Source organism: Amycolatopsis sp. NPDC004368 (assembly GCF_053602515.1).
The window spans coordinates 112099-125609 of sequence record NZ_JBSGDT010000021.1; the positions used below are offsets into that span (position 1 = coordinate 112099).

Consider the following 13511-nt stretch of genomic DNA (forward strand, 5'->3'; position numbering starts at 1 on the left):
TCATGGGCAAGCTGGAGTACCTGGCCGTTCTCGGTGCCTGCGTCCTGATCACCCTGCCGCTCGAACTGGCGGGTGCCCGGGTGTACCGGCGGCCGCGGCGGCTGGCCCGCGCGCTGCTGCCCGTGGCGCTCGTGTTCCTGGTGTGGGACGCCCTCGCCATCACGGGTGGGGTGTGGGACTACGCGCCGGAGAGCCTCACCGGGATCCGGGCGCCGTTCGGCATCCCGCTCGAAGAGGTCCTGTTCTTCGTGGTCATCCCGATCTGCGGCGTGCTGACCTACGAGATGGTGGGCCTGACGCTGGCCGCATTGGCGCGCGTCAACCGGTCGCGGGTGCGGCGGTGATCCCCTGGGGCTACACCGTGCCCGCGGTCGTGGCCGTGGTCGCGGTCGTCGCTCTCGAACGGTGGGCTCTGAGGACCGGCCTGTTCCGCAAACCGGGCTACTGGATCACCATCGCCATCGTGACCGGCTTCCAGATCCCGGTCGACGGCTGGCTGACCAAGGATTCCCACGCGATCGTGCGCTACGCCCCCGAGCACATCTCCGGACTTCGCTTCCCTTGGGACATCCCGATCGAGGACTTCCTCTTCGGGTACGCACTGGTGACCGCCGTGCTGCTGCTGTGGGAGCGGGCGGCGCGAAAGGAGAACGGCGAGTGAGGCCGCTCGAGGAAGACGGTTTGCCCCGCGCGCAGGTGACCGCGGCGTTCGACACCGAGGCCGAGGCCTACGACCGGCTCGTGGGTAGCAGCCCCGGCTACCACGACCACCTCCGGCTCTCCGCGCGGCGCCTGGGGCTGACCGGCGACGGTGCGGGCTTGCGGATCCTCGACGCCGGGTGCGGCACCGGGGCGTCCACCGCGGCCTTGCTGGAAGTGCTGCCGAACGCGGACGTCACCGCGTTCGACGGCTCGGCCGCGATGCTGGCGCAGGCCCGGCGCAAGCCTTGGCCCGCGAACGTGCGCTTCGTGCACAGCACGGTCGAAGACCTCGAACGCTGCGGGATCACCGGTCCGTTCGACGCGGTCCTCGCGGCCTATTTGATCCGCAACCTCGCCGACCCGGACACCCAGCTGCGAAAACTGCGCGGACTGCTGCGTCCCGGCGCGCCGATCGCCCTGCACGAGTACTCCGTCGCCGACTCCCTCCGGGCCCGGATCGTCTGGAACACGGTGTGCGCCGCGATCATCATCCCGCTGGGCAAGATCACCACCGGCGACGCGACGCTCTACCGCCACCTCCGCCGCAGCGTGCTCGCCTTCGACGGCATCCGCGCCCTGACCGGCCGCCTGCGCGACGCCGGGTTCGCCGGCACCCGCGCCGAGCCGATGCCCGGCTGGTCACGCGGGATCGAGCACACCGTCGTCGGAACCCGCCCGCTGGAGGCACCGTGACCGCGCCGCTGGGCCGTGACCGCCGGCTCGTGACCCATCCCGCGCCGCGCGGGCTCGGCTCCGCCGGACAACTGGACCGCCTGCCCCGCGTCGCCGTGGTCGGCGCCGGGATCGCGGGGCTCACCGCGGCGACCGGCCTGGCCGAACGCGGGGTCGAGGTGACCCTCTACGAGCGCGAGGATCACCTCGGCGGCCGCGTCGGGGCCTGGCCGGCCCGGCTGGCCGACGGCACCGCCGTCACGATGAGCCGTGGTTTCCACGCCTTTTTCCGGCAGTACTACAACTTGCGCGCGCTGCTGACCCGCACGGACCCGCGGCTCGAACGGCTCACCGCCCTCGCGGACTACCCACTGCTCGACGCCCACGGCCGCACCGACACCTTCGGCGGCCTCCCCGTCACTCCCCCGTTGAACGCACTCGCGTTCGCCCTGCGCAGCCCCACTTTCCGGCTCCGCGACCTACTCGCTCTCGACGGGCGCGCCGCCCTGCCCCTGGCGACCGTGTGCGTGCCCGGCATCTACGAGCGGCTGGACCACCTCGACGCCGCGACATTCCTCGAACGCATCAATTTTCCGGGAGCGGCCAGGCACCTGGCGTTCGAGGTGTTCTCGCGCAGCTTCTTCGCCGACCCGCGCGCGCTGTCCGCGGCTGAACTGGCCGTGATGTTCCACCTGTACTTCCTGGGCTCGAACGAAGGCCTGATCTTCGACGTGCCGACCGAACCGTTCTCCCGAGCCCTCTGGACGCCCCTGGCCGAGTACCTGTGCGCGCGTGGGGTGACGATCCACCTCGGAACGGAGGTCGAGAACATCGAGAAGTCGCGGGGCGCCTTCCACGTCACCGCGGGTTCCTCCGAGGAGTTCGACGCCGTCGTGCTGGCGTGCGAGGTCGGCGGCCTCCAATCACTGATCGAAGCGTCGCCCGGTCTCGGCACCGACGTCTGGCGCGCCAGTATCGCCGGACTCTGCGCCGCACCGGGCTTTCTCGTCCGCCGGCTCTGGCTCGATCACGCGGTGGCCGCGTCGCGGCCGGCGTTCATGGGCACCGGAAGCGTGCCGCCTCTGGACAACATCAGCGTCCTCGACCGCTACGAGGGCGAAGCCCGGGACTGGGCGCGGAAAACCGGTGGCTCCGTCGTGGAACTGCACGCTTACGCCGCCGCCACCACCGATGTCGAGGTCCTGTCGAAACAGCTGGACGAACGACTCCGCGAGATCTACCCGGAAACCGCCGCGGCTCGGGCGGTCAGCGAGCTCACCCTGTGGCGGGAGGACTGTCCCCTCTTCCGGGTCGGCGGCTTCGCCGACCGCCCCACCGTGCGCACCGCCACGCCCGGTCTGGTGCTGGCCGGCGACGGCATCCGGATCGACCTGCCGGTCGCGCTGATGGAGCGCGCCGCGGCGACCGGCTGGGCCGCCGCGAACGCGCTCCTGGCGAGCTGGGGCGTCACGGGCCACCCGCTCCGCTCCGTCCCGAACCGAGGACGGCTCGCCTCGCTCAACCGCCTGGTCCCCTGGCTGGAACGCGACCGGTGAGGTCGGTGATCAGCTCTGGTCGGGGCGGTCGACGGAACCGCGCCACGCTCCGGTCTCGCGACCCTCGCGGTTCTCGATGAACGTCTTGAACCGCTTCATGTCGCCCTTGACCTTGCGGTCGAGGATGCCCGTCTTGTCCGCCACGTTCTCGACGAACCCGTCCGGATCGATGTCCATCTGCGCGGTGACCCGCGTGGTTTCGTCGTCGATGCGGTGGAAGGTGATCACACCGGCGTGGGTGGGGCCGGAATCCGACGACCAGGCGATGCGCTCGTCGGGGTTCTGCTCGGTGATGGTGGCGTCGAACTCCTTGGTCACCCCGGCGACACCGAGCTTCCAATGGGTGTGGGTGTCGTCCAGCTGGCGGATCTCCTCCACGCCGTCCATGAACTGGGGGAAGGACTCGAACTGCGTCCACTGGTTGTAGGCGGTGGACACAGTGACCTTGACGTCGACAGATTCGGTAATGGTGCTCATCCGACCGACCTTCCTTTCTTCGGTGGTGCGGCCGCCCACGAGAACGGTTGCCCAGCGGCGGCGCACCGTGCGTTCGGGGCATTTGTTCCCCGGGATATCCCGGTTGTGGCGGGGCGAAACCAGTGACCGGGCACACGCGCGTCATGAGTCGGTGGGCTGTCTACAGTGGATCTTTGGTGGATGGTGCCGATCACGGGCAGCGCTCCCGGTGGCCGGCTTTCGCCGGGCGTGACGGGTGATCCACGCGGTGGCACTGGCGAGTCAAGCTGCGGCAGCGAGCGGATCCTCGTGGCGCACGAGTTCTGCGACCGGCGTGACGTTCGCGAGGTGCACCGTTGCAGCGGAGCACGACGAACCGGGGCGCGGGGCCTGCCGACCGGTCAGTCTCCGGCGGGCCGCGGCAGCCGAATCCTGATCGGCCCCCGCCACTCACCGTCCGGGTCGAGCACATGGCCGCGTTGAGTCAGTTGCACCTGTCCGGACCGGGCCAGATCTCGCGCCAGCTCACGCGCCTGCGGCACCAACGCACCCCACTCACCGGCGACCGCCCGCGCCGCGTCCGAGGGACAAATGCTGCGCCCCGAACCCCGCGCGGACACCAACGCAAGGATCGCCGCCGCGGGCCGCCGCCGTGGGTCCCCGGCATCCAGGGCAATTCGCGCCTGGTCCGCGCCGGCCCCAGCGCCGTCAAGGATTCGCTCCAGCTCTCGCCCCGGCCCCGCCCGCCCCGTCATCCCGCCGGCACCGGTTCCCGAAACGCGGAACCGGCCAGGCACTCGCGGTTGAACACCGGCCCCTCCCCACTCGGTAGCGCTGAAACGCCGACCAAGGTCTCGGTGGGGCCGCGACCCGGCCGGCGCGAATCGTATGCCCCGCCGAGCAGCGCGATAAACAAGCAGTGATTCCCGCCGGGCACCAGAGGTCGGATCCCCACGGAACGGATGACTCCCACGCCCAGCACCGGCATCCGCTCCCCTCGGCGAAGCCACCGGGTCACCACGATCGCCCGATCGCCCCGCGGCTTCAGGGCCGACACTTCACCGGCCAATGTCCGCGGAGATCGGCAGGATGACGAACCCAGTTATCGACCACAGTTCTTTCGGAATTCGTGAGAGTAAGGCAACCCTGGTGCCTTACGCCCCACAGCGGCACCACTTCCGCGGCCCACGACCGGTCGAAACGTGGTCGTCGCGTTGCCCCGACCGTCGGGGAACAGGGTCGGCGGTTGTCCCGCGCGTCCACACTGGACGCCAGGCGCCGGTCGGCGTCGTAGGTCGCCGAGCTCTGGGTGAGCACGGTGCCAGAGGCGTCCTTGTTCGTGACGATAAGCGGGCGGCCCGCCGGTCGTAGGTGGTGGTCGTGGACGTTACGTGAAAAGCGAATTCGTAGCCGGCGACCAACGACCCGGACGCGTGTGCCGCGATCGTCGTCCCGCTCGCCCGGAAACTTCCCACGGCCGGCAGACCGGCTTCGGCTCCGCGGTGACCATCACCGCATTGGCCGCCGCCGGTGTGCTGGCCGTCGGTTTCGTCTGGCTCCAACGAGTCTCCGCCGCCCCGATGGTGCCCCTGGGCATCGTCGCCGATCGAACGAGGCGCACCGCGATGGCCGGGATGCTCCTCGTGGGTGCGGTCATGGCCGGCTTCGTCTACTTCGTTTCCCTCTACCTCCAACAGGTTCTCGGATTCAGTCCCCTGACCACCGGCGTGGCGCTCGTCCCGGCGACCGCCGTCGTCGTGATCACCTCGACGACGATCACGCGGCGCCTCCTGGCCCGGACGACCCTCAAAGCCACGCTGCTCATCGCCCTGGCCTCACTCGGCCTGGGGCAGCTGTGGCTCGCACACATCTCGGCCCACTCGAGCTACGCGGGCGCCGTCCTTCCCGGCCTCGTCCTGAGCGCGTTCGGCATGGGACTCGGCCTGCCGTCCATGTCGATCGCGATCACCAGCGGTGTCCGCAGCAACGACCAGGGCCTCGCCGGCGCGCTCTTCACCACCTGCCAGCGGACGGGGTCGGCGGTCGGGCTCGACGTTCTCGCCACGATCGCGGCAGCACACACCGCACACGCGTCCGGGTCGTTGGTCGCGGCTACGAATTCGCCTTTCACGTCGCGACCGGAATCATCGGTGCCGCGGTTGTGCTCGTGATCGGCGCGCTCAACGGGGCCGCGAACGTCGGCCGCACCCGAGCACCACCCGCCACCGCACATCCAGGGCGCCGTCCGGGCTGCCGTTCCTCGAGGAGTTTCCGGCGGTACCTGCTGATCGCCCGCTCGGCGAACACTGCTCGGCTGCACCGACCTGTCCCTCACCTCGGCCGGAGCCCCTGAGGCGTCCGGCCGAGGTTCGGGGTCAGGAGCCGCAGTCGGTGGCGGCGCCTGCGGGGTGCCTGGTGGGCACTTGCAGTACGGTCCCGGGCTTGACCTGGCGCACGTCATCGCTGTCGCTGCCGACCCGCACCGGGAGTGGCGGGCCGGAGCGGAGGGTCAGCCTCGTCGTTCGGGGGCCAACGGAGAGGTCGAACGAACGGCCGTGCCACTTGACCCCGGTGATGTCGACACCCGGCAGTTGCGGCGGCAGGAAGGGGTCGACGGTCACGACGTCGGTTCCCCAGCGCAGCCCGGTGAACCCGTAGAGGAACTCCTGCAGGTAACCACCCTGGCCCGTGGTGAAGTCGAACGCTCCGCCCGTGCGGGTCTCGTACCACTGGTCGAACGGCGCGGCCAGGTACGGCTCCGCGCTCGCGCGCAGGGAGGTGTAGACGGCACAGCCGGGCGAGCCGAGGGCGGCGCCGGCGATGGTGGCGATCGCGTCTGTCATGGACGGGCCGTTGAGGTCGGTGCGCGGCTTGTAATAGTCGAGGTCGTTCTGGGCGAGCTCGGGCGACATCGGCACCGCCCACGGGTACTGCAGCAGCGTGACGTCGGCCTGCTTGACGGTCTGCCCGGCGTAGCCGTCGAACTCGGGATGGATGTTCGTCGTGGTGTCGACCGGGATCTTCAGCCCGTCGGCGACCTTGCGCCAGGCCGGATCAGCGGCCCGGCCGAGGATGCCCGCGGCGCGGATCGCGATGCGGAGCGAGGCTTGCGCTCCGGCGTTGGTGGTCGCGCTGTTGTTGACGTTGTCGTGGTACTCGTCCGGACCCTTGACATCGTTGATGGCGTAGCCGCCGGACGGGCCGGGCACGGCACGCGTGGCCCAGTAGTCGGCGATGCCCCGCAGCACGGGCCAAGCCTTGTCCCGCAGCCAGGCCTTGTCGCCGGTCACTTCGTAGTACTGCCACTGAGCCAGGGCGACGTCGGAGTCGATGTGGATTTCCTGCTTGCCGTCCGGGGACCAGTCCGGGGTCGTCTCCTTGCCGGTCAGCGCGCTCTGCCACGGGAACTTCGCGCCGTTGATCGGGTGGTCCGGAGTGGACAGTGCAGCGGCGGCGGCCTGGGCCGCCGGCAGGCGCTGCTGCCGGTAGGTGTTCGCGTCGGCGGCGATGTCGGGGTACTGGGCGAGCAGTGCCGGGTACATCCACGTCTCCGTGTCCCAGAACACGTGACCGCTGTAGCCGTCCGAGGACAGACCGCCCGGGCTGGCGCTCCAGATCACGCCGGCGCGCACGCTCGCGAGCAGGTAGAACATCGACGCGTGGATCTGCGCGGTCATGGTGGGGTCGCCGGGAATCGAGATGCTGGACTGCCACAGGCGTGACCAGGCGTCGTGGTTGCGTGCCAGCGCGCGCTGATAGCCGTCTGCGGCGGCGTGGGCAGCGGTCTTCGCGGCGGCCTGCTGCGGAGTCGCAGCTGCGAGCGGCCGGTCGGTGTCGACGCTGGAGGCGACGCCGACGTACTTGGTGATCTGCAACGGCTGTCCGGCGCGGACCGGGAAAGTCGCTCGCTGTCCGGCGCCGCCGTCACCGGGGTCGGCGATCGCCTGGGTGCGAACCGTCTTCCCGTCGACGCGCAGCACGGAGTTCAGCCCGGCGGTGACCAGATTCCCGTCGCTCACGACGGTCTGCGAGAGCGTCGCGGTCTTGCCGTCCACGCGCGGGTCGGTCGTCGACGCGTGGTCCAGCCCCCGGCCGTCGAACTCGTCGACGACGGTGGCCGTTCCGCTCCAGTGCGGGACGGCCCGCACATTCACCGTGCCCAGATGTCCCTCCGCGCGGTTGGCGTTGACCTCGTAGGCGAAGCTGGTCGTGTCCCCCGCGGGCGAGGTCCAGTCGAACGATGTGGTCAGCACACCGGTGCGCAGGTCCAGGGACTGCCGGTAGTTCGCGGTGGTGCCGATCGCGGCGGAGGCGATCTGCGTCGGCGGCTGCGCGCCGTCCGGGTACAGCGCGAGGTAGTCGACGTTCACCCGCGCCGTGTCCCCCTCTGCGACGGTGACCTCGAGCGTGTTCGCGCCCGCGTTCAACGTGACCGGCACGGTCACCACGGCCCAGTCGTCCCAGCCGGCCAGGCTGGGCACGGACAGTTGCCGGGGCGTGCCGTTGACGCTGATGTGGATGGTCTGCGGACTGCCGCTGCCGTTGCCGTACCGCACGGCCAGCGTCGCCGGGCCGGCCGGTGCGTTCCGGATCGGGATGACGTCGGTGCCGCCGACAGTCGGGGTGTTGTTGTTGTTCAGGCCGGCCAAGTAGCTCCCGACGATCGAGCCGGGATGGGAGGACTCGACGAACGCGCCCCCGGAGATCTTCCCGTACGCGCTCGGGCACAGCTCACCGAACCCGCAGGACCAACCCCCGATCCCGTAGACGTCGCCGCCGCGGCCGAACCCGAGCGTGGTCCAGGCCGGCAGCCCCGCTCGCTCCTCCTGTCCCGCCGAGGGTGCGCCGTAGAAGCCGGCGAGCTGAGACTGGGTGACGATGGGCGTGGTGCTGTACCCGTGGCCCGCCGCGGGCACCCGTGCGGCGAGGTATCCGTTGCCGACGAACGTCGGGGAGTAGTTCTTCGACGTGTCGCTCGTGCTCAGCACCCAGCCGTCGTCACCGCCGGCCTGCGCCGGCCCGGGGGCGGCCGAGGCCGGCACCGTGACCAAACCCAGCAGCAGGCTTCCGGCCGCCAGCAGGAAGGCTGCCTTGCTCCTGAGCACGCCCGAGCGGGAACCCGGACCGGCGTGTACGGCGGCAGAACGGACCCGGGCCGGCCCGCGGCGCAAGGCACGAAGCCTTGTTCTGCCTGCTCCTGTGGCCTCGCCGTGCACCTTCATCGAACGGACCTCCTCGCGGCGGGACGCGCGGTGGCCGGACATGCCGGCCGACACCGCTCTCGAGCGGCGTGGCCGGGTCCGGTGCCCACCACGGTCAATATGTTGCGGGCAAAAACATATACGTCGGAGGAGGGCCGGTAAAGAAAGGATGAGTGCCGACTCAGGAGCCACCCGCTCGCGCCGGCTCGTGGACGTGGACGTGGTCGTGGACGTGCTCCGGCACGACGCCGCGCCACCCGGCCCGCACCGCACCCGCGCCATGGCCGGCCTCCGGCGCCACACCGGCTGGCCCGACATCGCCGCTGCGGGCGCTCGCCGTGATGGGGCACCCGTGGTCCGGCGAGCACATCGTCGCCGTGGAGTCCGAGCCAGGGTCGCCGCTCTCAGCCGAGGTCGGCGAACTGGTTTGCCGTGATCACCGCGCCGAGCGCTTCGGCGCCGGTCCCTAGTGCACCCGGGACGACCTCGGGGATTCGGGTGGTGACCGGCGAAACGCTGCGCGTCAGCGTTTCCCGGATGCCGGTGAGCAGGGGCTCGCCGGTCTGCGCGAGGGTTCCGCCGACGACGACCAGTTTCGGGTTGAGCACGGTGCACACGGGGGCCAGCGCGGTGCCGACAGCCCGGCCCGCGTCGCCGAGCAGGCGCCGGACGCCGGGATCCCCCTGGTGCGCCAAGGAGATCAGGTCAGCGAAGCTGCAGGTGGGGCCGTGGCTGTGGGCGAGTGTGGCGGCGAGCGCGCGGGCACCGACGACGGTCTCCAGGCACCCTCGGCTGCCGCACCGGCAGATTTGCCCGTCCGGGACCACTGTGACGTGCCCGAGCTCGCCCGCGGCCCCTGCGTCACCCTCGTAGAGCCGGCCCTGCAGCACGAGACCGGCGCCGACACCCTCGGACAGCATCACGTAGACGAGGTTGTCCGCGGGCGCAGCCGCGCCGAGACGCCATTCGGCCAGCGCGCCGAGATCGGCGTCGTTGCCGACGTGCACGGGCAGGCCCATCCGCTTCCCGAGCCGGGCCGCGATGTCGACCTCCCCCCAATCGCTCAGCATGGGTGGTGAGCTGAGCTTCTGCGAATGCAGCAGCACCGGAGCAGAGACCGCCACTCCGACGCCCAGCAGCTCCCGGTGCGGCATCCCGAGGTCGGCGACGAGGTCGAGCGCCGTGGACGCGACGTACTCGAGGGTGTCGGCCGGCCGGCGGTCGACGTCGATGTCGTGGGTGTGTTCGGCGCGCACGCCGCCGTCCACGCCGGCGACGACGATCCGGACCCCGGCGTGGGCCAGGTGGATGCCGATCAGGGCACCCAGCGCCGGGTTGACCGCGAGCGCCGCGGCCGGGCGCCCGCCAGCCACGCCCGCCGCGGGGACCCGCCGGTCCAGCTCGACCAGGACACCGTCGGCGATCAGGTCCGCGACGACGCCGGAGACCGTGGCGGTCGAGAGGCCGGTCGCCCGCACGATCTCGAGGCGAGTGGTCGGATGCCCGAATTGTGCCGCAGCGAGCACTGCGCGCCGATTGCGCTTTTGTCGCGATTCCACTCCGGCCACGCTAGCAAGGTTAGCCCCAGAATTGAAATAACCCTGTGCATTTCTGGCGGGGGTTGGCCATTGACTCGCTCTATCCGGCCCTCTTAGGTTGACGACGGCCGGTGGCCACCGTTCCCGCCCTGACACGAGGAGGTGTCGTGTGCGCAAGACAGCGAAACTCAGCACTTTGATTCTCGCGACCGCTGCGTTGTTGTCCTCCGTATCCGCGACCGCATTCGCCGCACCACCCCCCGACCACAACCCCCCGGGAAATCTGCACGCCGGCCCCTATCCCGACATTTTCGCGCGGGCGGGTTACTCGAAGAGACAGGTCGACGCCAAGGTGGAAGCCACCTGGCAACAGCTCTTCCACGGCAGCCCGGGCACCGACGCCAACCGGTACGACGGCCAGACGCTGTACTACCAGCTCGCGCCGGACCTGGCCTACGTCGAGGACATCGGCAACCAGGACGTGCGCACCGAGGGCATGGGTTACGCGATGATGATCGCGGTGCAGCTGGGCCACAAGCAGGAGTTCGACGCGCTGTGGAACTTCGCCAAGACCAAGATGCAGATCCAGAGCGGTCCCGAGCAGTACTACTTCGCCTGGCACACCGACACCGCCGGGAAGATCATCGACACCGGCGTGGCGCCCGACGGGGACCAGTGGATGGCTGCGGCGCTCGACTTCGCGTCGGGCCGGTGGGGCGACGGGCGCGGGACTTACGACTACGGGCGGCAGGCGGAGCAGATCCTGCACGCGATGTGGCACGAGTCCGACCACGGCGGCGTCGACATGTTCGACCGCCAGTCGTCCCTGCCGACGTTCTCGCCGCCGTTCGCGGTCGACTACACCGATCCCTCCTACAGCCTCACGGGGTTCTACAAGGTGTTCGCCGCAGCCGACCCGTCGGATCGCGAGCTGTGGGACAAGGCCTACAGCGCGGGCGAAAAGCTGCTGCGGCAGGCAGCGAACCCGGCGACGGGCCTGGCACCGGACTACGCTCACTTCGACGGCACGCCTTACCTGCGGCCGAGCGAGACGGCCACCGACAACGCCTACGACCACAACTTCCAGGAAGACGCGTGGCGCGCCATCGCCAACGCCAACGTCGATGCGGCCTGGTACGGCGTCAAGCCGTGGGAGACGCAGTACTCCAACACGCTGGAACACTTCTTCCAGTGTCAAGGCGTCAGCACCTACGTCAGCCGGTACCACCTCGACGGCACGCCGCTGACTTCCGGCCAGAACACCTACGAACCCGCACACGCCGAGGGGCTCGTCGCGATGAACTCGACATCGGCGATCTCCTCCACCAATCCGGACAAAAACGCTTTCGTCCGTGACTTCTGGAACACGCCGGTCCCGACCGGGCGGGCCCGTTATTACGACGGCATGCTCTACCAGCTCGGGCTGCTCTACGACAGCGGAAAGTTCAGGATCTGGGCACCGCACGGCAACCGCCACTGAGCGGCGGACCAGGCGGCAAGACGATTTCAGGGCGGGAGAGGACCGGTATCCTCCCGCCCTGATTTCCCTTTTCCCGAATCGAGATCGCGTCGCATTCCTGCTGGACTCCCCATTCCCCCGTTTCTGGCTTCCGGCCCGTTCACCGCCCGCCGGGGGGTGGATTCGACCACGTCGCCGAGTCATGACCACTGGTGCATCGCCAGACGCGCGTTGTGCTCGACGCGGCCGGTTTCACACCGGCGACGACGGCCGCGAGTTCCGGTTCCCGGTCGAGGTCGTGCACAAGTTCGCCCGTGGGCAATCTCAACGGCGCGACCAGCCCGACCGAGACCCACAACTACAGCGAACGGAGCATCCGCCCACAGCACTGGCGCGGGCGGTGACCGCCCCCGTGCAACGAGTTGGACGCTGTCCTCCGTCTCCTCAGCAACGGCTGCCCAGCGCTGGTACTGAGGGCGCCGCGCGGAGTGTCGCTCGCACGAACCTGACGAAGGGCGGAAGGCATGAACGTTTCCACAGCTGACGGCACGGTGCGCATGCTGCTGCTCGCCGCCGACGTCGACGAGCCCGGCACTGTTCAGCTCGACGCGGTCATCCCCTACCAGGTGGGCGTCGACGGCATCGTGTACTGGAACGCGCCCTGCGAATCCGGGTTGACCTTCGTGCTCCTCAACATCGATCCCGCCGACCTGCCCAGCGGCGTTGTGCACCAGAGGCCCGACGGCTCCGAAGTGCTGCGCACCATCGACGGCTACCGCCTGGAGGTCGACACCCGAAACGGGGTGGCGGTCTTCGCACCGAACGGGCAGCGTCGATCGGTGGCCGGCATTTTCCTCGTCAAGCCCTAGCTGTGCTGCTGTCGTTGGTGGTTGACAGGTTGGGCGTGGGGTTGGGTCTTCTGGAGCAGCCTCTCATACGGGGTCTGGCCGGCGAGGCCGCCGTTGGGGGCGGTGGAAGTTGTAGTAGTCCTCCCATTCCTTGAGCTTCTCGTTGAACACGCCGAGGTCGCCGAGGACGACGCCGTCGAGCAGGCGGTAGAACTCTTCGGCGTCGATGCGGTGGGAGCGCTCGACTTTTCCGTTCAACCGCGGTGTGGCGGGGCGGATGTAGACATGTCCGATGCCTTGGTCGAGCAGGTGCCAGTGGAACGCCGATTGGAACTCGGCGCCGTTGTCGGTCTGGATCTTCTCGACCTGGAACGGCAGCCGGGACAGCACATAGTCCAGGAACTGGATCGCGGTCTTCTGGTCGGAGCGGGGGTAGATCTTCAGGATCCGCAGACGGGTGCAGTCATCGATCGCGGTGTATTGGTAGAACCGCCTCTTCCGGCCCGCGTCAGTGGTGATCGGCTCGACGAACTTGACGTCGATCTGGAGCTGGTGGCCGGGGCGCTGCTTCTCGTAGCGCTTCCACCGCTGGTTGTAGCGTTTGTAGCGCTGAGACGTGGGCGGCCGGCTCATGCCGAGGCGCTTGAGGATGCGGTAGATCGTGGAGGCGCCGATCTCGTGGTCGTGGTAGCGGCGCAGGTACATCTCGATCTTCAGCGGGCCGAAGTGGTAGTGCTGCCGCAGGTGGATGATCTTCTCGACCACCTGGGGATGGGTGATCGTCGGGCAGTGCAGCGGTGCGCTCGAACGGTCTTTCAGCCCGTCGATGCCCTCGTCCTCCCACCGGCGTTTCCACCGGTAGAACACGGTGCGACTGATGCCGTAATACCGGCAGGTCGCCGCGACGTTCCCGCTGACCTCCTCAGCGTGACGCAGGACGGCCAGGCGCCGGTGCGCGCGCCTGACCAGGTCCTTCTCACTCCACACTCGCTCAGCCATAGGCCTCCCTAGATCAAGAGCCCAAGACTGTCAACAACCTCCGTCAGTTTTAGACCTAGCTTCTTCCAGCGCCCATCTGG

General features: G+C 69.5%; 11 protein-coding genes and 1 pseudogene. 7 read left to right on the forward strand and 5 right to left on the reverse strand.

Going from position 1 to position 13511, the window contains the following annotated elements; translation table 11 throughout:
- Window positions 1–2 precede the first annotated feature (2 nt).
- The 4 genes from ACWEOE_RS26775 to ACWEOE_RS26790 are packed head-to-tail and all read left to right on the forward strand — an operon-like array spanning window position 3 to window position 2930.
- On the forward strand, window positions 3–344 hold the full coding sequence (locus ACWEOE_RS26775; protein WP_452013746.1) for a lycopene cyclase domain-containing protein: 342 nt from the start codon (window positions 3–5) through the stop codon (window positions 342–344).
- Window positions 341–661 carry a lycopene cyclase domain-containing protein gene (locus ACWEOE_RS26780; protein WP_452013748.1) on the forward strand — a complete coding sequence of 107 codons (321 nt, stop codon included), beginning with the start codon at window positions 341–343 and terminating at the stop codon, window positions 659–661. Before ACWEOE_RS26775 ends, ACWEOE_RS26780 begins: the two co-directional genes overlap by 4 nt.
- A complete protein-coding gene (locus ACWEOE_RS26785; RefSeq protein ID WP_452013750.1) occupies window positions 658–1395 on the forward strand; it encodes a class I SAM-dependent methyltransferase in 738 nt (245 codons plus the stop codon). Before ACWEOE_RS26780 ends, ACWEOE_RS26785 begins: the two co-directional genes overlap by 4 nt.
- A complete protein-coding gene (locus ACWEOE_RS26790) occupies window positions 1392–2930 on the forward strand; it encodes an FAD-dependent oxidoreductase (protein WP_452013752.1) in 1539 nt (512 codons plus the stop codon). The genes ACWEOE_RS26785 and ACWEOE_RS26790 overlap by 4 nt, the downstream gene beginning before the upstream one ends.
- Before the next feature lie 9 nt (window positions 2931–2939).
- On the opposite strand, the gene ACWEOE_RS26795 is transcribed toward ACWEOE_RS26790, so the two are convergent.
- The gene (locus ACWEOE_RS26795) at window positions 2940–3407 is read right to left on the reverse strand and encodes an SRPBCC family protein (protein WP_452013754.1); all 468 of its coding nucleotides are present in this window, start codon (window positions 3405–3407) and stop codon (window positions 2940–2942) included.
- A gap of 380 nt (window positions 3408–3787) precedes the next feature.
- Window positions 3788–4141, reverse strand: a complete 354-nt coding sequence (locus ACWEOE_RS26800) for a DUF3253 domain-containing protein (protein ID WP_452013756.1) — start codon at window positions 4139–4141, stop codon at window positions 3788–3790.
- 747 nt (window positions 4142–4888) lie between these two features.
- Here ACWEOE_RS26800 and ACWEOE_RS26805 point away from each other — a divergent pair.
- Complete coding sequence (locus ACWEOE_RS26805; protein WP_452013758.1) at window positions 4889–5557, forward strand: MFS transporter; 669 nt, start codon at window positions 4889–4891, stop codon at window positions 5555–5557.
- 204 nt (window positions 5558–5761) lie between these two features.
- Here the strand turns inward: ACWEOE_RS26805 and ACWEOE_RS26810 are convergent, their stop codons facing one another.
- Window positions 5762–8491: a glycosyl hydrolase family 65 protein gene (locus tag ACWEOE_RS26810; RefSeq protein ID WP_452013760.1), complete on the reverse strand. Its 2730-nt coding sequence runs from the start codon at window positions 8489–8491 to the stop codon at window positions 5762–5764.
- Window positions 8492–8991: 500 nt separating this feature from the next.
- On the reverse strand, window positions 8992–10065 hold the full coding sequence (locus ACWEOE_RS26815) for an ROK family protein (protein WP_452013762.1): 1074 nt from the start codon (window positions 10063–10065) through the stop codon (window positions 8992–8994).
- Window positions 10066–10477: 412 nt separating this feature from the next.
- Here ACWEOE_RS26815 and ACWEOE_RS26820 point away from each other — a divergent pair, with 412 nt between their 5' ends.
- Together ACWEOE_RS26820 and ACWEOE_RS26825 are read left to right on the forward strand one after the other, a co-directional pair.
- Complete coding sequence (locus ACWEOE_RS26820; protein ID WP_452013764.1) at window positions 10478–11605, forward strand: glycosyl hydrolase family 8; 1128 nt, start codon at window positions 10478–10480, stop codon at window positions 11603–11605.
- A gap of 536 nt (window positions 11606–12141) precedes the next feature.
- Window positions 12142–12453: a hypothetical protein gene (locus tag ACWEOE_RS26825; protein WP_452013766.1), complete on the forward strand. Its 312-nt coding sequence runs from the start codon at window positions 12142–12144 to the stop codon at window positions 12451–12453.
- Here the strand turns inward: ACWEOE_RS26825 and ACWEOE_RS26830 are convergent.
- Window positions 12450–13431 (reverse strand): annotated as a pseudogene (locus tag ACWEOE_RS26830) (IS481 family transposase). The gene ACWEOE_RS26825 and the pseudogene ACWEOE_RS26830 sit on opposite strands and share 4 nt — an antisense overlap.
- Window positions 13432–13511: the final 80 nt, after the last annotated feature.